Genomic DNA, 19906 nt, shown 5'->3' on the forward strand with positions numbered 1-19906 from the left:
GCCCTCCACCCCCTCCTGCGGAGCCGGTGCGTGACCGGTCGGTCCTCGGGGGCCGCTCAGCCGGCCGTGGCGCCCGCGGGCGGCGGCGTGCCCTCGGCCCAGTCCTGGCGGCGGCGGGTGCCGCCGATGGACCAGGCGTACGGCGGCGGGGTGCCGTTGACGGCGTGGGCGCCGACGACCCGGGCCTTGAGGATGCGCGGGTTGTGCGAGGCGACGGTGCGGGCGTTGCGCCAGTGGCGGTCGAGCGCCAAGGGCCGCGCCGTGGCCGAGGCGCCGAGCGCGTCGAAGATGTCGGAGGTCGCGCGCAGCACGAGCTCGGAGACGACGACCTGCGCGGTCGAGGACTCGATCTCGCTGACCTCCACCAGCCGGGCGATCTCGTCGGCGTCCGACAGCGCCGCGTCGGCGACGGCCTGGATGCTGGCGGCGACCCGCAGCGTGGCGGCCTCGGCGGCGTAGACCGACGCGGCGATCTCGCCGACGCGCGCCAGCACCTGGGCGTCGTCGCGCACGCGGGGTGCGTTGGCGTGCGAGAAGTTGCGGGTGCGCTTCTGCACCGCCTCGACGACGTCGGCGAGCGCGGCCTTGGCGATGCCGGTCAGGGTGGCGAGCAGGTTGAGCTGGTAGAACGCGGTCTGGTAGGGGAAGCGCTCCTCGAAGGGGAGCACGTGGTCGGCCGGGACCGCGATGTCGTCGAAGGTCGCCGTGCCGCTGCCGGTGCCCTTCTGCCCGAAGCCGTTCCAGTCGTCGCTGACCCGCGCGCCCGGGTCGCGCAGGTCGACCATCGCGATCGCGGTCGCCTCCTCGACCTCGTCGGGGTGGCCGGGCTCCACGATGCGGGCGTGCACGTCGGCCCACTCGGCGTAGATCGAGCCGGTCGTGTAGTACTTCGTGCCGTCGAGGCGCCAGGACCCGTCGGCGCGGCGACGCAGCACGGTGCGCGGGAGGTCGATGTCGGAGCCGACCTCCGACCAGGCGTTGCCGACCATCTCGCCGCGCACGAACCGGTCGAACCAGACCCGCTGGTCGCTGGTGCGGGCGTGGTGCCACAGCCGGTCCTCGACGAGCGCGAAGTGACCGCGGAAGGCCTGCGGGAGGTTGGCGTCGACCGCAGCCAGCTCGATCCAGAGCCCTGCCATCGCGACCAGGTCGAGGCCCCCGCCCCCGTGGGAGGCGGGCACGCGCAGGGCGCCGAAGCCCTCGCGCTTGAGCAGCGCGACGGCCTCGGTCGGCAGCACGCCGTCGACCTCGCGCTGGAGGGCGCCCTCGCCGATCGCGGCGAGGACGGGGGCCCACTCGGCGAGCAGGGCCTCGATGTCACGCGTCGCGCCCGCGGGGCGGTGGGGAGCTCGGCGGGCGGACGGGTCCGCGGAGGGACGGTCGGTCCGGCTGTCGGTGGGCCGGACACGCAGGGTGGTCATGGATCGGGTCCTTCCGGTTTGTATAGTGATTTAATAGACTTTAGGTAGCCGCGGCCCCGGATCCCAAAAGCCCGGCGACAGGTTTTCCCGACCACCCGCCCCTCCCGGGCGCAGGCAAGAGCAGGAGCAGCACAGTGCGGATCGAACAGCTGGAGTACCTCGCCGCGGTGACCGAGCACGGGTCGCTGCGACGGGCGAGCGAGGCCATGCACATCTCCCAGCCCGCGCTGAGCGAGGCGGTGACCAAGCTCGAGAAGGAGCTCGGCACGACGCTCCTCGACCGCCGCCGCACCGGCTCGCGGATCAGCCGGCGCGGGCTCGACCTGCAGGAGTTCATGGCGGAGGTGCTCGAGGCCGTCGACCGGCTGCGCGAGGCCGCCGGCCAGCAGTCCGCCCGCCGCCGCGACCTGCGCATCGGCACGGTCAGCACCGCCTCCTCCAGCCTGCTGGCACCCGCCCTGCGCGACCTGCACGCGCGGCACGGCTCGGGTGGTGTCGAGGTGGTCAGCAGCCGCCAGGCCGACATCCAGCAGGGCCTCGCCGAGGGCGTCCTCGACCTCGGGCTGGTCAACCTCCTGCCGGGCGACGAGGTCGACCCGATGCTCGTCGCCGACCGCCTCATCGAGGGCACCCCGGTGGCCTGCCTGCGCGCCGACCACCCTCTCACCTCACGCGACGAGGTCACGGTCGAGGAGCTGCGCGCCGAGCCGCACGTGCTGATGCGCACCGGCTACGTCATGCAGCGCTACGCCCAGCGCCTCTTCGGCGCCGACCTGCCGGCGACGACGTACGCCACCGACGGGGCCGAGATGGGCAAGGCGATGGTGGCCGCCGGCCTGGGCATCTCGATCCTGCCCGACTTCTCGATGGCGGCCGACCCGCTGGTGCGCGCCGGGGTCCTCACCACGCGCCCGATCAGCACCGACCACACCACCGTCACCCTGGTCATGCTGCGCCGCCGCACCGACCGGGTCCCCGAGCCGGTGCGCGACCTGCAGGCCGCGCTCGTGCGCCGCGCCCGCGCGTACCTCGCCGGCACGGAGCTCGACGAGGTCCTGCCCGACGTGGCCCCGACCGCCAGCGGCGACCTGCCCGCGGTCACGCCGATCGGCAGCCGTGCGCGAGCCCGGTGAGGCTCAGGCGCGCGGGTAGGACTGCACGAACTCGGTCAGCGCCGCGAGCTGACCGGGGTCGGTCGAGGGGATGACCCCGTGGCCGAGGTTGAAGATGTGGCCCTTCGCGGCGCGACCGGCCTCGATCACCTCGGCGGCCCGCGCGGTCATCACCTCGGTGGGCGCGAAGACGAGCGTCGGGTCGAGGTTGCCCTGCACCGCGCGGTCGCCCACCAGCGGGATCGCGTGCGCCAGCGGCGTACGCCAGTCGACGCCGACGACGTCGGCGCCGGCCTCGCCCATGAGGCCGAGGAGGTTGCTCGTGCCGACGCCGAAGTGGATGCGCGGCACGCCGAGCTCGCCCGCTGCGGCGAGCACCCGCTCGGAGTGCGGCATCACCGAGGCGCGGTAGTCGGCCGGGGTGAGCGCGCCCGCCCACGAGTCGAAGAGCTGCACGGCCGACGCGCCGGCCTCGACCTGGATGCGGAGGTAGGCCGCCGCGATGCCGGCGATCTTGCGCATGAGGGCGTCCCACACGTCGGGGGCGCCGAACATCATCGCCTTGGTCCTCGCGTGCTCCTTCGACGGACCGCCCTCGACGAGGTAGGACGCGACGGTGAACGGCGCACCGGCGAAGCCGATCAGCGGCGTGGCGCCGAGCTCGGCGACGAGCTGGCGCACCGCCTGGGTGATGAACGGGACGTGCGCGTCGGTGAGGTCGGGGATCGCCTCGACGTCGGCCAGCGTCCGCACGGGCGAGGCGACGACGGGCCCGACGCCCGGCTTGATGTCGAGGTCGACGCCGACCGCCTTGAGCGGCAGCACGATGTCGGAGAAGAAGATCGCGGCGTCGACGCCGTAGCGGCGCACCGGCTGGAGGGTGATCTCGGTGACGAGGTCGGCGTCCATGCAGGACTCCAGCATGCCGATGCCCTCGCGCACCTGGAGGTACTCCGGCAGCGAGCGACCCGCCTGGCGCATGAACCACACCGGCGTGCGGGACGGCTCCTCGCCGCGCGCGGCCGCGAGGAAGGGGCTCGTCGCGAGCCCGGGGTGGGGCGTGGGGAGGGCGTCGGTCACCCCCGAATCCTCGCAGGTCAGACGGCGTGGCGGCACATCGGCATCGCGCCCGGCTGGCCTAGTCTGGAGCAATGGTGGCCCGTCACGAGACCCACCCGAGCACGTCTGCCGGGGCTGGGCCTGCGGAGTTCCGCGCGGCTGTGGAGTCGATGCGACGGGCTCAGCTGCGCCCGGAGGTCTTCTGCGAGGAGATGCCCGCCCCCCAGCGGATCGCTCCGTGGTCGGCCGCGCTGAGCGCGGACGTGACCGTCGACGAGGACGACCTCGGCACCGGACGGCTGATCCTGCTCCACGACCCGGCCGGCAACGACGCGTGGGACGGCACCTTCCGCTGCGTGGCCTACGCCCGCGCGGAGATCGACCCCGAGCTCGGCAGCGACCCGATGCTCGGCGCGGTCGGCTGGTCCTGGCTGACCGAGGCCCTCGACGCCCACGGCGCCGCGTCGCACACCGCGTCGGGCAGCGTCACCTGCGTGACGACCGAGAGCTTCGGCGGGATGGCCGACGAGCCGCGCAGCGCACAGGTCGAGATCCGCGCGTCGTGGACCCCCGACGTCGACGAGGACGGCGGCCTCGACATGACCGCCCACGTCGAGGCCTGGGGCGAGCTGATGTGCACCGCCGTCGGCCTGCCGCCCGTGCCCGAGGGCGTCACCGCCATCCCCAGCCGGCGCGGGCAGCGCGGCAGCTGAGCCGATGACCTCCTCCGAACCCGTCGACCACACCGGCGACGCCGACGTCCCCGAGACGGCCGAGGCGGTCGAGGCCCCTCCGGCACCGCTGCTCGAGCTGCGCGACGGCCTGCCCGACGTCGTCGAGACCGACGAGCACCTCGCCGAGGCGTGCGCGGCCCTGGCCGCCGCCAGCGGGCCAGTGGCCATCGACGCCGAGCGCGCGTCGGGCTACCGCTACTCCAACCGCGCGTACCTCATCCAGCTGCGCCGCGAGGGCGCCGGCACCTGGCTCGTCGACCCGATCCCGCTGACCACGCTGGCGCCGCTGCAGGAGGCCCTCGAGGGCTCGGAGTGGATCCTGCACGCCGCCACCCAGGACCTCCCCTGCCTGCGCGAGGTCGGCCTGGTGCCGACCAGCCTCTTCGACACCGAGCTCGCCGGGCGCCTCCTGGGCTACCCCCGCGTCGGGCTCGCCACGCTCGTCGAGACCGTCCTGGGGCAGCGGATGCGCAAGGAGCACTCCGCGGCCGACTGGTCCACCCGCCCGCTGCCCACGCCGTGGCTGGAGTACGCCGCCCTCGACGTCGAGGTGCTCATCGAGCTGCGCGACCACATGGCTGCCGAGCTCGAGGAGGCCGGCAAGGCGGAGTGGGCGCGCGAGGAGTTCGACCACCTCCTCGGCTTCGAGCCCGCCGTGCGTCACGAGGCGTGGCGCCGTACGTCGGGCGTGCACCGCCTCCGCGGCCGCCGTTCCCTCGGCGCCGCGCGGGCGCTGTGGGAGGCGCGCGACGCGATCGCCGCCGAGCGCGACGTCACCCCGGGCCGGATCCTCCCCGACTCCGCGATCGTGGTGGCCGCGACCGCGATGCCCACCGACCGGCGAGCGCTGCTCGCCACCCAGGGCTTCCACGGCCGCGGCGCCAGCCGCTACGCCTCGACCTGGGTCGACGCCCTCCAGCGGGTGCGCGAGATGGACGAGGACGAGCTGCCCGCCCGCGCCCCGCGCGGCGACGGCCCGCCCCACCCCCGCACCTGGGCCGACCGCGAGCCCGTCGCCGACCGCCGCTTCAAGGCCGCCCGCGAGTCGATGCTCAACCTCGCCGAGGTCCACCACCTCCCGGTCGAGAACCTGCTCACCCCCGACTACCTCCGCCGGCTGATGTGGTCGCCGCCCGCGACCCGCGAGCCCGCCGCGCTCGCCGACGCCGTCCGCGCCCAGCTCGCCTCCTACGGCGCCCGGCCCTGGCAGACGGCCCTGGTCACCGGCGCGCTCGTCGGCGCGATCCTCGGCGCCGAGGTCGACCCGGACTGACCGCGTCCGCGGTCGTCGTGCGGGCGCGCCGGAGCGGTCTCCCGCGGGCTGACGAGGTGGGGCGAGGGCCGGGCCCTACTCGCTCGGCGACTCCGACTCGCTGGGCGACTCCGACGGCGAGTCCGACGGTGAATCCGACGGCGACTCGGTCTCCTCGGGCGAGAGGACGGCCCGCGACGCGTCGTCGATCTCCTCGGTGACCTGGTCGAGGTCGAGGGTGCCGGGGGCGGTGACGAGTCGCTCGAGGAGCGGGGTGACGGCGTCGACGAGTGCCAGGCGGTCGTCGATGAAGGGCGGCACCTCCATGTAGCGGATCGAGTCGGTGAAGATCCCGGAGTGGGCCGGCTGCAGGCCGGGCGCGAGGTAGTCGGGCGAGGAGGCGACCTCGGTGTTGGCCGGGACGATGTAGCCGGTGGTGGCCACGGTCGCCATCGCGGGGTCGGAGACGGCGTAGGCGATGAAGTCGGCCGCGTCGCCCTGCACGTCGGAGTCCTTCGACAGGCACAGGCCGCTGATGTCGCCGATGGTGGCGCGGGTGTCGATGGTGGGCATCGGGAGCACGTCGAAGTCGAGGTCGTCGGCCTCGCGCAGCTCGGGCACGAGGTTGCGGAACCCGGCGATCATCGCGAGCTCGCCGCGCTTGAACAGCTGGACCGGCGTCGCGCGGGCGAGCTGGGCGTTGGTGGGCGTCACGGTGGGGTCACGCAGGATCGCCAGCGTCTGGTCGAGCGCCGCGCGGGTGCTGTCGTCGGAGAAGGCGAGCGAGGTGGGGTCGCGGTCGTCGTCGAAGACGTTGCCGTCGCCGGAGTAGATGAACGGGGCGAGGCCCTGCAGCGTCGGGTCGATCCACACGCCGCGCTCGTCGCCGCGGCGCGAGGCGAACTGCGCGGCGGCCGCGAACTCCGCCAGCGTCCACCGGTCGCGGAAGCCCTCGGCGTTGACGTTGGGGACGTCGAGCCCGCGGCGCTCCATCTTGTCGAAGTCGACCAGGTCGGTGTTGTAGTAGACGACCATCGGCGAGACCGAGTACGCCATGCACTGGAGCTCGGAGTCCATCGCGAAGGCGTCGACGGCGTCGCGGGAGAACCGGTCACCGAAGTCGACGCCCCGCTCGTCGAGCAGCAGGCTGACCGGCTGCACGGCGTCGGCCTCGACGAGCTGGTCGAGGTCGATGCGGGAGGTGAGGAACGCGTCGGGCGCGTTGCCGGCGAGCACGTCGGCGAGCGCCGACTCGTGGTCGGGCCACGACTTCAGGGTGACCTTGCGGGTGCTGGAGGCGGCGTTGAAGCCGTCGACCACCTTCTGGAAGGCGGCCACCTCCTCCTTGCTGCCGAAGGCGCCGAACGTCACCTGGCGCGGCTTGGTGTCGGACGGCGAGGGCTTGGTGGTGGGCGCGGACGTCGGCCTCGGGTCGGGGTCGCCGCCGCCGCTGCAGGCCGCGGTCGCCACCGCGACCATCAGGGCACAGCTGGCCAGGGCAGCACGACGGGCAGGCACACGAACCACGCAGTGACCCTAGCGGGAGAGCCCACGCACCGCCGCGACGACGGCGTCGAACACCGCCCGGTCGAGGGCCGCGCCCTCCCGTCGTACGCCGTCGCGCTCGAGGTGGATTTTCCGGTCGAGCCGCACCTCGCTCGGCCTCCCCTGCCGGTCCCACCCGCCGCTGCCGACGTCCATCCAGTGCCGGCCCCAGCGCGCCTCGTCGGCGGCGTCGCGGTCGTGGTCCTTGCTGGTGAGCATCAGCCCGGTCCAGCCGTCGCCCTCGGTGTCGAGGACCAGCACCGGGCGGTCCTTGCCCTGGCTCGGGTCGTCCTCGTAGGGCACCCACGCCCAGACCACCTCGCCCGGGTCGGGCTCGCCGTCTGACTCGGGCGCGTAGCGTGCGCTCGGCGACGTCGGGGCGGCCGGGGACGCCGCCGTCGGTGCGCTGCCGGGGGCCGGAGCCGCGGGGCGGGCGGGGCGCGACAGCAGGGCGGCGAGGCGACGGCGCAGGCTCATGGGGCCGAGCCTAGGGCCGGTGTGAAGGAGCACGCCGGGCCGGGAGCGCCTCACGGCGCGTGGCCGCTCGAAGCGGCTGATCTTGGAACCCGGGGCTGCCACGACCCGGCGTGCTCACAGATATTTTAACCGCTCAGGCCAGCGTGTCCCGGATTTCCCCATGACCGGCTGCCTCGAGCTGCTCGGACAGCGCCAGCATCCGGCTGATCTCCTCGTGGCTGGCGACGCCGAGCGCCGCACGCCCGGCCGCGACGATGCGGGCGAAGGCCGCGGCGCGGAAGAGGGTCACGGCGAAGTCGCCGCCGGCGATGCCGCGCAGCACCTCGTCGACCATGCGGCGCAGCTCGTCGGGCCCCGGAGGGTCGGCCACCCCGGCGACCACCCGGGCGACGTCGACGCGGCGCTGGCCGGCGTCGTACTCGCGGGAGACCTGCTCGGGGGCGGCGTGCACCCAGGAGCGCAGGAGGAACAGCCGCCAGAGGCTGCCGGCGAGGGTGTCGGCGGGGGCGCCCGACCAGACCTCCGCGAGCGTCTCGAGGCCCTCGGTCTCGGCGAGGTGGACGATCCGCTCGGCGAGGGCGGGGTCGTCGGACCCGCGCGCCCCGCGCACCAGGACGGTGGCGGCGAGGTCACCGGCCTCGCGCAGGCGGGCCGGGTCGGCCCCGCCGACGATCTCGGCGAAGAACGCGTCCCCGGGGGTCATCGGGCGGTGGTGCTGGCGTCCGGTCACCGGCCCAGCCTAGGCCGTCGGCGGTCAGCCGGCGGCGCGTCCGAGCACCTTGCGGATCCGCTGGTCGCTGACCTTCTCGCGCGTGCCGAGCTGCTGGGCGAACAACGAGACGCGGTACTCCTCGAGCAGCCAGCGGGCCTCGCGCAGGTGCTGCGGCAGGGGCTGGCCGTCGGGCAGCGCGGCGACGGCGTGCAGCCACGCCTCCTGGAGGCCGGAGAGCTGGTCCATCAGCTGGCGGTCGCGCGCCACCTGCTGGTCGAGCCGCTCGCGGCGGTGCGTGACCGCAGCCAGGTAGCGCGGGTAGTCGCGCAGCCGGGCGGCGCCCGCCTCGCCGAGGAAGCCGGGTGCCACGAGCCGGGCGACCTGCGCCCGCATGTCGGTGAGCGCGGGGAGCGTCATCAGGTCGGCGCGGCCGGACAGGGCGCGGTCGGTCGTGCGCCACGCCTCGAGCACCCGCATCACGTCGTGCACGGCGGGCGCGAGGCCCTTGGCGACGGCCGTGCGGGCGGCGGCGACCACCGCGTCGAACGCCGCCTCGTCACGCACCGCGGGGCGGGCGTCGACGACCTCGCCGACGAGCGCCGCGCGGAGGTCGGCGAGCAGGTCGCCGACCGAGGGGTAGGGCGAGCCGACGAGCGCCAGCTTGGCGCGCTGGTCGAGCCCGGCGGCCGCGAGCACCTCGTCGACCGGGGCGGCGGGCCCGAGCGCGAGCAGCACCAGGCGTCGTACGCCGAGGCGGTGGTGCGCCGCCGCCTCGTCGGGGGTCGCGAGGACCTGGAGGCCGACCGTGGCGCCCTCGTCGACGAGCGCCGGGAAGCCGCGCACCTCGTGGCCCGCACGTCGCTGGACGAACGACTCCTCGACGGTGCCGAACGTCCACGACACCCGGCCGGTGGCGGTGACGCCGGAGTCGGCGGCGACGTCGGCCATCGCCTGCTCGAAGGTCGGGCGCAGCGGCTCCTTGAGGGCGTCGAGGTCCTTGCCGCGACCCGCCTCGGAGCCCTCCTCGGTGACCACGCGGTAGGTCGGCTGCAGGTGCGCCGGGACCTTGGACCAGTCCCAGGCGTCGCGGTCGATGACCAGGCTGCGGGTGCTGCGGGCGAAGCGCTCGAGCGCGTCGAGCAGCGGCTCGGCGCCGGGCGGGGTCGCGGCGAGGAACTCCCGTGCGGTGTTGGGCGCGGGCACCATCGAGACGCGGAGGTTCTTCGGCAGCGAGCGGATCAGCTCGGTCACCAGCTCCTCGCGAAGGCCGGGGACGAGCCAGGAGAAGTCGTCGGCGTCGATCCGGTTGAGCGTCGCCACGGGCACGTCGATGGTGAGGCCGTCGTCGGCGGCACCGGGCTCGAAGTGGTAGCTGATCGGGAACGTCAGCCCGGCCTCGTCGCTGTCGTGCCACTGGGTCGGGAAGTCGCGCTCGCGCACCTCGCCCGCCGCCTCGTTGGTCAGCATGTCGGGGTCGAAGGTGAGCAGGTCGGGCTTCTTCTGCCGCGCGCGCTTCCACCACTGGTCGAAGTGCTGGCCGCTGACCACGTCGTCGCCGACGCGGGCGTCGTAGAAGTCGAAGAGGGTCTGCTCGTCGACGACGATGTCGCGGCGCCGGGCGCGGTGCTCGAGCTCCTCGGCCTCCTCCAGCAGCCGGGCGTTCTCGGCGAGGAAGCGGTGGCGGGAGTCCCAGTCGCGCTCGACGAGGGCGTGGCGGATGAACAGCTCGCGCGCCAGGGCCGGGTCGATGCGGCCGTACTGCACGAGCCGGTCGGCGACCAGCGGGACGCCGTAGAGCGTGACCCGCTCGCGCGCCATCACCGCAGCCCGCTTGCGCGACCAGTGCGGCTCGGAGTAGGTGCGCTTCACCAGGTGGGCGCCGAGGCGCTCGGCCCACTCGGGCTGGATCGCGGCGTTCTGGCGGGCCCACAGCCGTGAGGTCTCGACCAGCTCGGCGCTCATCAGGAAGGCGGGGTTGCGGCCCTTGAGCACGCTGCCGGGGAAGACCGCGAAGCGCGCGTTGCGGGCGCCGAGGTACTCCCGCATCGGGCGCCGCTCCCCCGGCTTGCCCTTCTCGCGCTCCTCGAGCGCGCCGACGTGGCTGAGCAGCCCGGACAGCAGGGCCTGGTGGATGCCGTCCTCGTCGTACGCCGCCCCGCCCTCGCCGCCGTCCTGCGGGGCGCTGCCGGCGCGACCGAGCTCGAGCTTCAGCTCCTTGCACACCTGGCGCAGCTGCGACTCGTAGTCCTGCCACTCGCGGATGCGGAGGTAGTTGAGGTGCTCGCGCTTGCACATGCGGCGGAAGGCGCTGGAGGAGAGCTCGCGCTGCTGCTGCTTCACGTGGCGCCACAGGTTGAGCCAGGTAAGGAAGTCGCTCGACTCGTGGGTGAAGCGGGCGTGCAGCTGGTCGGCCTGCGCGCGCTGCTCCTCCGGTCGCTCGCGCGGGTCCTGCACCGAGAGGGCCGCGGCGATCACCAGGACGTCGCGCAGGCAGCCGAGGCGGTCGGCCTCGAGGATCATCCGGCCCAGGCGCGGGTCGATCGGCAGCCGGGCCAGGCGCCGGCCGACCTCGGTGAGACGCGGCGCGCTCCCCCGTCGGTCGGGGTGCGAGGACCTGGGGTCGGGCCCCGTCGTCAGCGCACCGAGCTCCTCGAGCAGGTCGGTGCCGGCCTTGATGTTGCGGCGGTCGGGCGGCTCGACGAAGGGGAACCGGGCGATGTCGCCCAGGCGCAGCGAGGCCATCTGGAGGATGACGCTGGCGAGGTTGGTGCGCAGGATCTCGGGGTCGGTGAACTCGGGACGGGCCTCGAAGTCCTCCTCCGAGTAGAGCCGGATCGCGATGCCCTCGGACACACGGCCGCAGCGGCCGGAGCGCTGGTTGGCCGACGCCTGGCTGATCGGCTCGATGGGCAGCCGCTGCACCTTGGTGCGCACGGAGTAGCGGCTGATGCGCGCGACGCCGGTGTCGACGACGTACCGGATGCCGGGGACCGTCAGCGACGTCTCCGCCACGTTGGTCGCGAGCACCACGCGGCGCACGAGCGAGGAGTGGCTGGAGAAGACCTTGTGCTGGTCGGCGGCGCTGAGGCGGGAGTAGAGCGGGACGATCTCGAGCCGGTCGCTGCCGAGCGCCTCGAACGCATCGGCCGTGTCCCGGATCTCGCGCTCTCCGGGCAGGAACACCAGCACGTCGCCGGGGCCCTCGGCCGAGAGCTCGCGCACGGCGTCGAGGATCGCCTCGGTCTGGTCGCGCTGGACCGGCTCGCCCTCCTCGTCCTCCTCGGGCAGCTCGAACAGCGGGCGGTACCGGATCTCGACCGGGTAGGTGCGCCCCGAGACCTCGACCACCGGGGCGGCGAAGTGGGCGGCGAAGCGGTCGACGTCGATCGTCGCGCTGGTGATCACGACCTTGAGGTCGGGCCGGCGCGGCAGCAGCCGCTTGAGGTAGCCGAGGAGGAAGTCGATGTTGAGGCTGCGCTCGTGGGCCTCGTCGATGATGATCGTGTCGTAGCGGCGCAGGTCGCGGTCGCGCTGGAGCTCGGCGAGCAGGATGCCGTCGGTCATCAGCTTGACCCGGCTGGCCCGGCTGGTGCGGTCGGTGAAGCGCACCTGGTAGCCCACGACGTCGCCGAGCTCGGTGCCGAGCTCCTCGGCGATCCGCTCGGCCACCGAGCGCGCCGCGATCCGGCGCGGCTGCGTGTGGCCGATGAGCTTGTCCTGGCCGCGGCCCAGCTCCAGGCAGATCTTCGGCAGCTGGGTGGTCTTCCCCGAGCCGGTCTCGCCGGCGACGATGACGACCTGGTGGTCGCGGATCGCCGCGGCGATGTCGTCGCGGCGGGCGGAGACCGGGAGCTCGGCGGGGTAGGTGATCTTCACAACGGGCGCCATTCTCGCCCACCACGGCAACCGGGTTTCGCGGCAGCCCGTCCCAGCGATCCCGAGTCGGCGCTCGTGCACCGCCCAAGCGCACCGAGTCGGCGCGAGTTCGCGATATACCAGCGCCGACTCGACGTCTCAGGACGAGGAGTCGTCGTCCTCGGGCGGGGTCGTCGGCTGGAGCTGGCCCGGCACGCCGGGACCGCCGCCGAACATCGGGCCGCGGCGGCCGTCGCGGTCCGGCATCGGGCCGTGCTGGCCGAACCGGTCGCCGGGCCCGTGGTCGTCAGCGACCGCGTGGAAGACGGCCGTGCCGACGGTGCCGAGGATGACGCCGGCGAGCGCGGAGGCGATGAGCGCGCCCAGCCCGTAGGCACGGTCGCCCGGAGCCTGGTCGCGCCACCGACGGGCGCGGCCCCAGCCCCGTCCGGGCGGCGGCGGGGGCGGGGCGTACGCCGCGGACGGAGCCGGCTGCCCCGCGGCGGGCTGCTCCGTGGTGGCCCGGTCGACGGCGGGGTCGGCGGCGGGCTCGGCGGCAGGCTCGGCGGTAGGGGTCCCGCCGCCCCCGGGGGCGGGCTGCGGGGCGGCTGCCTGCGGGCGCACCGGCTGGGTCTCGTCGTGCGGCTGGTCCTTCTCGCTCATGCCACCCAACCTCGGCCGGCTCCCTGTGCGCGACCTGTGCGCCGGCCCTGCGACCGCCGTGAAGGTGCTGACCGGACACGGACAGCGACCTCACAGCAAGCCCACAGGCTGCGGGAGCAGGATGGCCCCATGAGCGTGCCCCAGCTGACCCGTCCCGACGGGTCCCCCGTGCGTGTCCTCGTCGTCGACGACGAGGTCAACATCGCCGAGCTCCTCGCGATGGCACTGCGCTACGAGGGCTGGGACCTGCGGATGGCGCACACCGGCACGGACGCGGTCGCCATCGCCCGCGACTTCCGCCCCGACGCCATCGTGCTCGACATCATGCTGCCCGACTTCGACGGCCTCGAGGTGCTGCGCCGGATGCGCGCCGACGGCAGCGACGTCCCGGTGCTGTTCCTGACCGCCAAGGACGCCCTCGAGGACCGGATCGCAGGGCTCACCGCGGGCGGCGACGACTACGTCACCAAGCCCTTCTCGCTGGAGGAGGTGGTGGCGCGGCTGCGCGGGCTGATCCGCCGCGGCGGCACCGCGGCGCAGGCCGACGCCGGCAACGTGCTCGTGGTCGGCGACCTGACCCTCGACGAGGACAGCCACGAGGTGCACCGCGGCGGCGAGGAGATCACCCTGACCGCCACCGAGTTCGAGCTGCTGCGCTTCCTGATGCGCAACCCGCGCCGCGTGCTCAGCAAGGCGCAGATCCTCGACCGCGTCTGGCAGTACGACTTCGGCGGGCAGGCCAACGTCGTCGAGCTCTACATCTCCTACCTGCGCAAGAAGATCGACGCCGGCCGGGAGCCGATGATCCACACGATGCGCGGCGCGGGCTACGTCCTGAAGCCGGCCCCTTGATGCGGCGCCCCCACCTCCCCCGCACGCTCACGGCCCGCCTGGTCGCCGTGGCGGTGCTGCTCGTGGCGGTCGCGGCGCTCGTCATCGGCACCGCGACCACCCTGGCGATGCGCGCCCAGCTCACCCAGCAGCTCGACGACGAGCTGCGCTCGAGCATCGGGCGGGGGTTCGGCGGGCCGGGTGCCCGCGGCCAGCTGCCGCCGCTCCCGCGCGACGACGACGGGGACGACCGGGCCTACCTCGGCCAGCGCTACGGGTCGGTCTTCGCCCACGTTACCCCGGACGGCACCGGCTACGGCAAGGTGATCCGGGGCGGCCAGGCGGGCGCGCCCGACCTCACCTCCGCCCAGCTCACCGCGCTGGTCGCGGCCGCGGGCTCGGCGGAGCCGCAGGACGTGGACCTTCCAGGGCTCGGTGACTACCGGGTGCTGTCCCAGGAGGCGATCGACGGCGGCCAGGAGCTGATCGGGCTGCCGACCGAGATGCGGGACCACACCCTCACCGAGCTGGTGCGCCTCGAGCTGCTCGCCACCCTGCTCGGTGTCCTCGCCGCAGCAGCGGCCGGCACCTGGGTCGTACGCCGTCAGCTCGCGCCGCTGCGTGAGGTCGCCGGCACCGCGCACCGGGTCGCCGAGCTGCCGCTCGACCAGGGCGAGATCGTGCTGCGGGAGCGGGTGCCGGAACGGCTCACCGACGAGGCGACCGAGGTCGGCCAGGTCGGCTCGGCGCTCAACCAGATGCTCGACCACGTCGAGCAGTCGCTCTCGCAGCGCCACCGCAGCGAGCAGCAGGTTCGGCAGTTCGTCGCCGACGCCTCCCACGAGCTGCGCACCCCGCTGGCCACCATCGCCGGCTACACCGAGCTCGCCCGGCGGCGCCCCGAGACGACCGGCACGGCGCTCGACAAGGTCGAGACCGAGTCGGCACGGATGAAGGCGCTGGTCGAGGACCTGCTCCTGCTCGCGCGCCTCGACGCCGGCCGGCCGCTCGAGCGCGGCACCGTCGACCTCTCCCGGCTGCTGATGGAGGCCGTCGACGACGCCCGGGTCGTGGACCGGGAGCGCTCGTGGCGGCTCTCGCTGCCCGAGGACCCGATCACCGTCACCGGTGACGACGCGCGGCTGCACCAGGTCGCGACCAACCTGCTCACGAACGCCCGGAAGTACACCCCGCCCGGCAGCACCGTCACCGTGACCGCGGACCCCGACGGCTTCACCGTCCACGACGACGGGCCCGGCTTCGCCGCCGACCTCGCGCCCCGGGCGTTCGAGCGGTTCACCCGCGGTGACGCCGCCCGCACCCGCGACGGCGGCGCGGGCCTGGGGCTCTCGCTGGTCGAGGCCATCGTGGGCGCCCACGGCGGCTCGGTCGCCCTCGAGAGCCGTCCCGGTGACACGACCGTCACCGTCCGTCTCCCCCGCCGCTGAGCAGGTGACCTAGGTTGGCGGGCATGGAGCCCGGCACACCCGTCCACGTCGCGATGACCAAGTGGGGCGACCGGCCGCACTGGGAGTTCGACGGCGTGCTGCTCGGCGAGGACGAGCACGGCGAGTGGATCGGCTTCCCCCGCGGCACCCACAACCACCGCCCCGGCAACGAGTTCCGCTCCGCGGTCGACTGCGTGACCCTCGTACGCCCGGGGGCGTGGCACCTGCCCACCTTCCAGGCTCCCGGCATCTGGTGCGACCTCTACGTCGACGTCACCACCCCGGCCGTGTGGGACGGCACCGTGCTGCGCTCGGTCGACCTCGACCTCGACGTGATCCGGCTGCCTCCCGAGCCGCCGACCGGCGGACCGCCGGCGCCGTGGGACGAGCCCCCGGTCGGCCCCGGCGGCGTGTTCGTCGACGACGAGGACGAGTTCGCCGAGCACCAGGTGGCCCTCGGCTACCCCGCCGACGTCGTCGCGGCCGCTCGGGCCAGCTGCGACGAGGTGCTGGCCGCGGTGCGCGCGGGAGCGGCGCCGTACGACGGCTCGCACCGGCGCTGGCTCGACGAGCTCAGTCGCCGGGGCGCTGCTCCGAGCGCTTGAACGCCCGCCGCTCGGCGCGGGTCATCGCGCGGAACGGCCCGACCAGGCGGGGCCCGGCGAGCCGGTTCTCGAGACGGCGTGCCTCGCGCTTCACCGGCTGGGCGAGGTACTCACCGAGGATCACCCCGGAGGCGAGGGCGATCGCGACCGAGATCGCGGTCATCAGGGCGAGGATGCCCTGGGAGACGACCGTCCCGCCCTCGGCGAGGAAGGTCAGGCCGCGGTAGATCGACAGGCCGGGCAGGAACGGCACGATCGCCGGCACCGCCACGACCAGCGGCGGCACCTTGACCCGCCCGGCCACCGCGTAGGCCACCAGGCCGATGAAGAACGCCGCCGCACCCGCGGCCGCGGCCCGCCCGAAGCCGCCGACGGTCAGCACCTGCGACACCAGCGCGGCAGCGGCGGTGGTGAGGGCCACCGGCACGACGGCACGCCTCGGCGCGTAGCAGGCGACGCTGAACGCCGCCGCCGAGACCGCGGCGCCACCGAGCACCGCGGGCAGGTCGGAGATGCTCCCGAGCTTGCCGGGCACGAGCTGGCCGAGGGGCACGCCTAGCCCGTCCGCGATGGAGATACCGAAGCCGACGCCGGCGATGATGCCGGCCGTCGACATCATCGCCTCGATCAGGCGGGCGCCGGAGGTGAGGTAGAAGCCGGTCAGGGCGTCCTGCACCGCGCCCATCAGGCCGATCCCGGCGAGCAGCAGGATGATGTTGGCGGTCACGACCAGCGACGGGTCGACCTCGATCGGCGTGGCCGCCACGGCCGCGGCGAGCAGCGTCGCGATCGCCCCTCCCGCGACCTGGAGGTAGAAGAACGGCAGGCGCCGGCGCGACATCAGCAGCTGGACGCGGTCGATGAGCACCGCCGCGACCGCGGCCACCGCGGAGACGACGGCCCCTCCGCCGAGGAAGACGCCGACCGCCGCCGCCATCACGGCCCACGCGATGGTCACCGCCCACCGCGGGAAGGCGTGGCCGAGCGAGACGATGGTGGCCATCCGGGTGCGGGCGGTCCAGAGGTCGACGTGGTCGGTCAGCACGTCGCGGACGAGGTGGTCCACGGCGGTGAGGTCCTCGTAGTCGATGTCGCGCTGCTGCACGTGGCGCACCAGCAGCGTCGGGACCTCGTCCGCGGAGCGCTGGAAGCTCATCGACAGGGCGGTGAAGGTCACGTCGACCTCCGCCCCGCGCAGCCCGAGGTGGTCGCCGACGGAGCGCATCGTGGCGGTGACGTCGGCCGCGCCGGCGCCCGACGACAGCAGCATCTCGCCGATGCGCAGGCACAGGTCCATCGTCAGGTGCACCTCGCGGGCCCGCTCCGCCTCCTCGTGCGCGCGCTGCTCCGCCTCCTCGCGGGCCTGCGCCGCCGCGACCTCCCTGGCCCCGCCGCGGGCCCACTCGGCGGCTGCCTCCGGCTGCTCGATCTGGTCCACGCCGACATGGTGGCACCCGGGCGGGCCCACCGCGGCAGGTGGTCCGGCGGGCCGGGCGACGTCCCTAGAGTTGCCCCATGCGCATCGACTTCCACGCCTCCGCGGAGCCCACGCTCGGCGTCGAGTGGGAGCTCGCGCTGGTCGACCGCGAGACCCGCGACCTGGTCAGCTCGGCCGCGGCGCTCGCCGACCTCGCCGGTCCGCGCCTCGCGCACCCCGAGCGGCTGCACCAGGAGCTGCTGCGCAACACCGTCGAGGTGGTCACCGGGATCTGCCACACCGTCGCCGAGGCCGTCGACGACCTCACCGCCACGCTGGGCACCGTCATGGACGCCGCCGACGAGCTCCGCGTCGACCTGATGGGCGCCGGGGCCCACCCCTTCGCCGACTGGTCGCACCAGCAGCTCACCGAGGGCCACCGCTACGAGGAGCTGATCAACCGCACGCAGTGGTGGGGCCGCCAGATGCTGATCTGGGGGGTCCACGTGCACGTCGGCATGCCCGAGCGCGACCGGGTGATGCCGGTCATCTCGTCGCTGCTGACGACCTACCCCCACCTCCTCGCCCTGTCGGCGAGCTCGCCGTTCTGGGCCGGCCAGGACACCGGCTACGCCTCCAACCGGGCGTTGATGTTCCAGCAGCTCCCGACCGCCGGGCTGCCGTTCACCTTCGAGACCTGGTCGGCCTTCGAGCAGTGCATCGCCGACCAGACCACGACCGGGATCATCGACTCGATGGCCGACGTGCGCTGGGACGTACGCCCCGCCCCGCACCTGGGCACCCTCGAGCACCGGGTGTGCGACGGCGTCTCCGACGTGCGCGAGCTGTCGGCCCTGGTCGCCCTGGTGCACTGTCTCGTCGTCGACCTCGACGCCCGCCTCGTCGCGGGCGAGACGCTGCCGACGCTGCCGCCCTGGCAGGTGCAGGAGAACAAGTGGCGCGCCGCGCGCTACGGCCTCGACGCGATCGTGATCCTCGACGACCGCAACCGCGAGCGGCTGGTCACCGAGGACCTCGACGACCTCCTCGAGCGCCTCACTCCGGTCGCGCGCCGGCTCGGCTGCGAGGACGAGCTCCGCTCGGTCGCCGACATCCCTCCGCGCGGCTCGTCGGCCCAGCGCCAGCGCCGGGTCGCCGCCGGCCACCACGGGGACCTGGTCGCCGTCGTCGACTCCGTCGTCCAGGAGCTGCGCACCTCCCTCGGCCGCTGACGTACGCCGCCCCGTCCCGCCCCGTCCACCCACCCGTGCACCTGCCCGCCGAAAGGGTTGTGGCCGTCGTCACCGGGACGAGAGGATGCGCGGACCCACACGCGGCCAGGCGCCGGGCGGACACCGAGGAGTAGCAGTGGTCAACCCGATCGACCCGACCGCGACCGGCTTCCTGCTCGCCGAGAACCGCAACATGCCGATGCACGTCGGCGGCCTGCAGCTCTTCGAGAAGCCCGAGGGTGCGGGACGCGGCTACGTGCGCGAGATGTACGAGCAGATGCGCGACGTCGAGGAGATCGCGCCGCTCTTCCTCCAGCACCCCCACCGCTCGCTGCGCACCGCCGGCCAGCTGGTCTGGCAGCCCGACGAGCAGTTCGACATCGAGCACCACGTGCGGCACAGCGCGCTGCCGAAGCCCGGCCGGGTCCGCGAGCTGTTCGAGCTGTGCTCGCGCCTGCACAGCACCCGCCTGGCCTGGGAGCGACCGCTGTGGGAGGCCACGATCATCGAGGGCCTGCGCGACGGCCGGGTCGCGATGTACACCAAGACCCACCACGCCCTGGTCGACGGCGTCTCGGCGATGCGGCTGCTGGCGAGCGTGCTGTCCACCGACCCCGACGAGCGCGACATGCCGGCGCCGTGGGCGAAGCGTCCCGGTGCGCCGCGCCCCGTGCAGCACGACCCGCCCGCCGACGTCTCGCTGGCCGACGTCTCGGCGCAGACCGTGCGCACCGCGCTGGCCATCGCCTCCGAGGCGGCGGGCATGCCCGGCGCGCTGGTGCGCACCCTCAACCGCAGCGTGCGCAACGAGACCTCCGCGCTCTCGCTCTACGCCCCGCGCACGATCCTCAACCAGAACATCACCGGCTCGCGCCGGTTCGCCGCCCAGGACTGGCCGATCGAGCGCCTGCGCGCGGTTGGCAGGGCGAGCGGCACCACGATCAACGACGTCGTGCTCGCCATGGTCAGCGGCGCGATCCGCGCCTACCTGCTCGAGCTAGACGCGCTCCCGGAGACGACCCTCGTCTCGATGGTGCCGGTCGGGCTGAAGGCCAAGGAGTCGCACCTCGCCTCCTCCGACGGCGGCAACGCGGTCGGCTCCGTGATGGTGCAGCTCGGCACCCACCTGTCCGACCCGGCCGACCGGCTCGCCGCGATCCACCGGTCGATGAGCGACGGCAAGCAGGGCCTGTCGGCGATGACCCCGACCCAGGTCCTCGCGATGAGCGCGCTCGGCCAGGCGCCGGCGATCCTCGCGCCGGTGCTGCGGATGCAGGGCATCGTGCGCCCGCCCTACAACCTCATCGTCAGCAACGTCCCCGGGCCCCGCACCACCCACTACTGGAACGGCGCCCGGCTTGTTGGCACCTACCCGCTCTCCATCCCGATCAACGGGATGGCGCTCAACATCACCTGCACCTCCTACGACGGCAAGATGTGCTTCGGCCTCACCGGCTGCCGCCGCACCGTCCCCCGCCTCCAGCTGATGCTCGGCCACCTCGACGCGGAGCTGACCGCCCTCGAGCGCGCCGCCGGCGTCTGA

The 19906-nt window shown here is 74.1% G+C and carries 16 protein-coding genes; 8 read left to right on the forward strand and 8 right to left on the reverse strand.

The annotated features are described in order from the left end of the window. Positions 1–56: 56 nt before the first annotated feature. Positions 57–1421, reverse strand: a complete 1365-nt coding sequence (locus ACFFJG_RS06145) for an acyl-CoA dehydrogenase family protein (protein ID WP_378517717.1) — start codon at positions 1419–1421, stop codon at positions 57–59. Between the two features lie 134 nt (positions 1422–1555). Here ACFFJG_RS06145 and ACFFJG_RS06150 point away from each other — a divergent pair, with 134 nt between their 5' ends. After that, the gene (locus ACFFJG_RS06150; RefSeq protein WP_378517718.1) at positions 1556–2554 is read left to right on the forward strand and encodes a LysR family transcriptional regulator; all 999 of its coding nucleotides are present in this window, start codon (positions 1556–1558) and stop codon (positions 2552–2554) included. Positions 2555–2557: 3 nt separating this feature from the next. Here the strand turns inward: ACFFJG_RS06150 and hemE are convergent, their stop codons facing one another. After that, entirely contained in the window at positions 2558–3613 is a 1056-nt protein-coding gene (gene hemE, locus ACFFJG_RS06155) for a uroporphyrinogen decarboxylase (protein WP_378517719.1), read from the reverse strand. 71 nt (positions 3614–3684) lie between these two features. Here hemE and ACFFJG_RS06160 point away from each other — a divergent pair, with 71 nt between their 5' ends. Beyond that, positions 3685–4305 (forward strand): DUF3000 domain-containing protein, encoded by a 621-nt coding sequence (locus ACFFJG_RS06160; RefSeq protein WP_378517720.1) that lies wholly within the window; start codon positions 3685–3687, stop codon positions 4303–4305. 4 nt (positions 4306–4309) lie between these two features. Further along, positions 4310–5599 carry an HRDC domain-containing protein gene (locus tag ACFFJG_RS06165; RefSeq protein ID WP_378517721.1) on the forward strand — a complete coding sequence of 430 codons (1290 nt, stop codon included), beginning with the start codon at positions 4310–4312 and terminating at the stop codon, positions 5597–5599. A 75-nt stretch (positions 5600–5674) separates the two neighbouring features. Here ACFFJG_RS06165 and ACFFJG_RS06170 read toward each other — a convergent pair whose 3' ends face one another. From ACFFJG_RS06170 to ACFFJG_RS06190, 5 genes are all read right to left on the reverse strand, one after another. Continuing rightward, positions 5675–7105, reverse strand: coding sequence for an ABC transporter substrate-binding protein (locus ACFFJG_RS06170; protein ID WP_378517722.1), 1431 nt, complete (start codon positions 7103–7105; stop codon positions 5675–5677). 9 nt (positions 7106–7114) lie between these two features. Beyond that, complete coding sequence (locus ACFFJG_RS06175) at positions 7115–7600, reverse strand: type II toxin-antitoxin system PemK/MazF family toxin (RefSeq protein ID WP_378517723.1); 486 nt, start codon at positions 7598–7600, stop codon at positions 7115–7117. Between the two features lie 133 nt (positions 7601–7733). Next, complete coding sequence (locus ACFFJG_RS06180) at positions 7734–8330, reverse strand: hypothetical protein (protein ID WP_378517724.1); 597 nt, start codon at positions 8328–8330, stop codon at positions 7734–7736. Between the two features lie 24 nt (positions 8331–8354). Then, positions 8355–12200 (reverse strand): ATP-dependent RNA helicase HrpA, encoded by a 3846-nt coding sequence (gene hrpA, locus ACFFJG_RS06185; RefSeq protein ID WP_378517725.1) that lies wholly within the window; start codon positions 12198–12200, stop codon positions 8355–8357. A gap of 126 nt (positions 12201–12326) precedes the next feature. Next, positions 12327–12830, reverse strand: a complete 504-nt coding sequence (locus ACFFJG_RS06190; protein ID WP_378517726.1) for a hypothetical protein — start codon at positions 12828–12830, stop codon at positions 12327–12329. A 129-nt stretch (positions 12831–12959) separates the two neighbouring features. Here ACFFJG_RS06190 and ACFFJG_RS06195 point away from each other — a divergent pair, with 129 nt between their 5' ends. Genes ACFFJG_RS06195 through ACFFJG_RS06205 form a run of 3 tightly spaced genes read left to right on the forward strand, consistent with a single transcriptional unit; the run spans position 12960 to position 15714 of the window. Continuing rightward, on the forward strand, positions 12960–13682 hold the full coding sequence (locus ACFFJG_RS06195; RefSeq protein WP_378517727.1) for a response regulator transcription factor: 723 nt from the start codon (positions 12960–12962) through the stop codon (positions 13680–13682). After that, positions 13682–15109, forward strand: a complete 1428-nt coding sequence (locus ACFFJG_RS06200) for a sensor histidine kinase (RefSeq protein WP_378517728.1) — start codon at positions 13682–13684, stop codon at positions 15107–15109. Before ACFFJG_RS06195 ends, ACFFJG_RS06200 begins: the two co-directional genes overlap by 1 nt. Before the next feature lie 23 nt (positions 15110–15132). Next, a complete protein-coding gene (locus ACFFJG_RS06205; protein WP_378517729.1) occupies positions 15133–15714 on the forward strand; it encodes a DUF402 domain-containing protein in 582 nt (193 codons plus the stop codon). On the opposite strand, the gene ACFFJG_RS06210 is transcribed toward ACFFJG_RS06205, so the two are convergent. Then, positions 15683–17152, reverse strand: coding sequence for a threonine/serine exporter family protein (locus tag ACFFJG_RS06210; protein ID WP_378517730.1), 1470 nt, complete (start codon positions 17150–17152; stop codon positions 15683–15685). The genes ACFFJG_RS06205 and ACFFJG_RS06210 overlap by 32 nt on opposite strands. 77 nt (positions 17153–17229) lie before the next feature. Between ACFFJG_RS06210 and ACFFJG_RS06215 the strand changes: the two genes are divergently transcribed. After that, positions 17230–18363, forward strand: a complete 1134-nt coding sequence (locus tag ACFFJG_RS06215) for a glutamate--cysteine ligase (protein ID WP_378517731.1) — start codon at positions 17230–17232, stop codon at positions 18361–18363. A gap of 136 nt (positions 18364–18499) precedes the next feature. Further along, the gene (locus ACFFJG_RS06220; RefSeq protein ID WP_378517732.1) at positions 18500–19906 is read left to right on the forward strand and encodes a WS/DGAT/MGAT family O-acyltransferase; all 1407 of its coding nucleotides are present in this window, start codon (positions 18500–18502) and stop codon (positions 19904–19906) included.

It is taken from the genome of Nocardioides zeicaulis (assembly GCF_042432345.1).
Taxonomy (GTDB): domain Bacteria; phylum Actinomycetota; class Actinomycetes; order Propionibacteriales; family Nocardioidaceae; genus Nocardioides; species Nocardioides zeicaulis.

Excerpts from the sequence above, each read along its gene's own strand:
- ACFFJG_RS06145 (WP_378517717.1), bottom strand. The coding sequence starts at position 1,421 with ATGACCACCCTGCGTGTCCGGCCCACCGACAGCCGGACCGACCGTCCC.
- ACFFJG_RS06160 (WP_378517720.1), top strand. The coding sequence starts at position 3,685 with ATGGTGGCCCGTCACGAGACCCACCCGAGCACGTCTGCCGGGGCTGGG.
- ACFFJG_RS06165 (WP_378517721.1), top strand. The coding sequence starts at position 4,310 with ATGACCTCCTCCGAACCCGTCGACCACACCGGCGACGCCGACGTCCCC.
- ACFFJG_RS06175 (WP_378517723.1), bottom strand. The coding sequence starts at position 7,600 with ATGAGCCTGCGCCGTCGCCTCGCCGCCCTGCTGTCGCGCCCCGCCCGC.
- hrpA (WP_378517725.1), bottom strand. The coding sequence starts at position 12,200 with ATGGCGCCCGTTGTGAAGATCACCTACCCCGCCGAGCTCCCGGTCTCC.
- ACFFJG_RS06190 (WP_378517726.1), bottom strand. The coding sequence starts at position 12,830 with ATGAGCGAGAAGGACCAGCCGCACGACGAGACCCAGCCGGTGCGCCCG.
- ACFFJG_RS06195 (WP_378517727.1), top strand. The coding sequence starts at position 12,960 with ATGAGCGTGCCCCAGCTGACCCGTCCCGACGGGTCCCCCGTGCGTGTC.
- ACFFJG_RS06200 (WP_378517728.1), top strand. The coding sequence starts at position 13,682 with ATGCGGCGCCCCCACCTCCCCCGCACGCTCACGGCCCGCCTGGTCGCC.
- ACFFJG_RS06205 (WP_378517729.1), top strand. The coding sequence starts at position 15,133 with ATGGAGCCCGGCACACCCGTCCACGTCGCGATGACCAAGTGGGGCGAC.
- ACFFJG_RS06215 (WP_378517731.1), top strand. The coding sequence starts at position 17,230 with ATGCGCATCGACTTCCACGCCTCCGCGGAGCCCACGCTCGGCGTCGAG.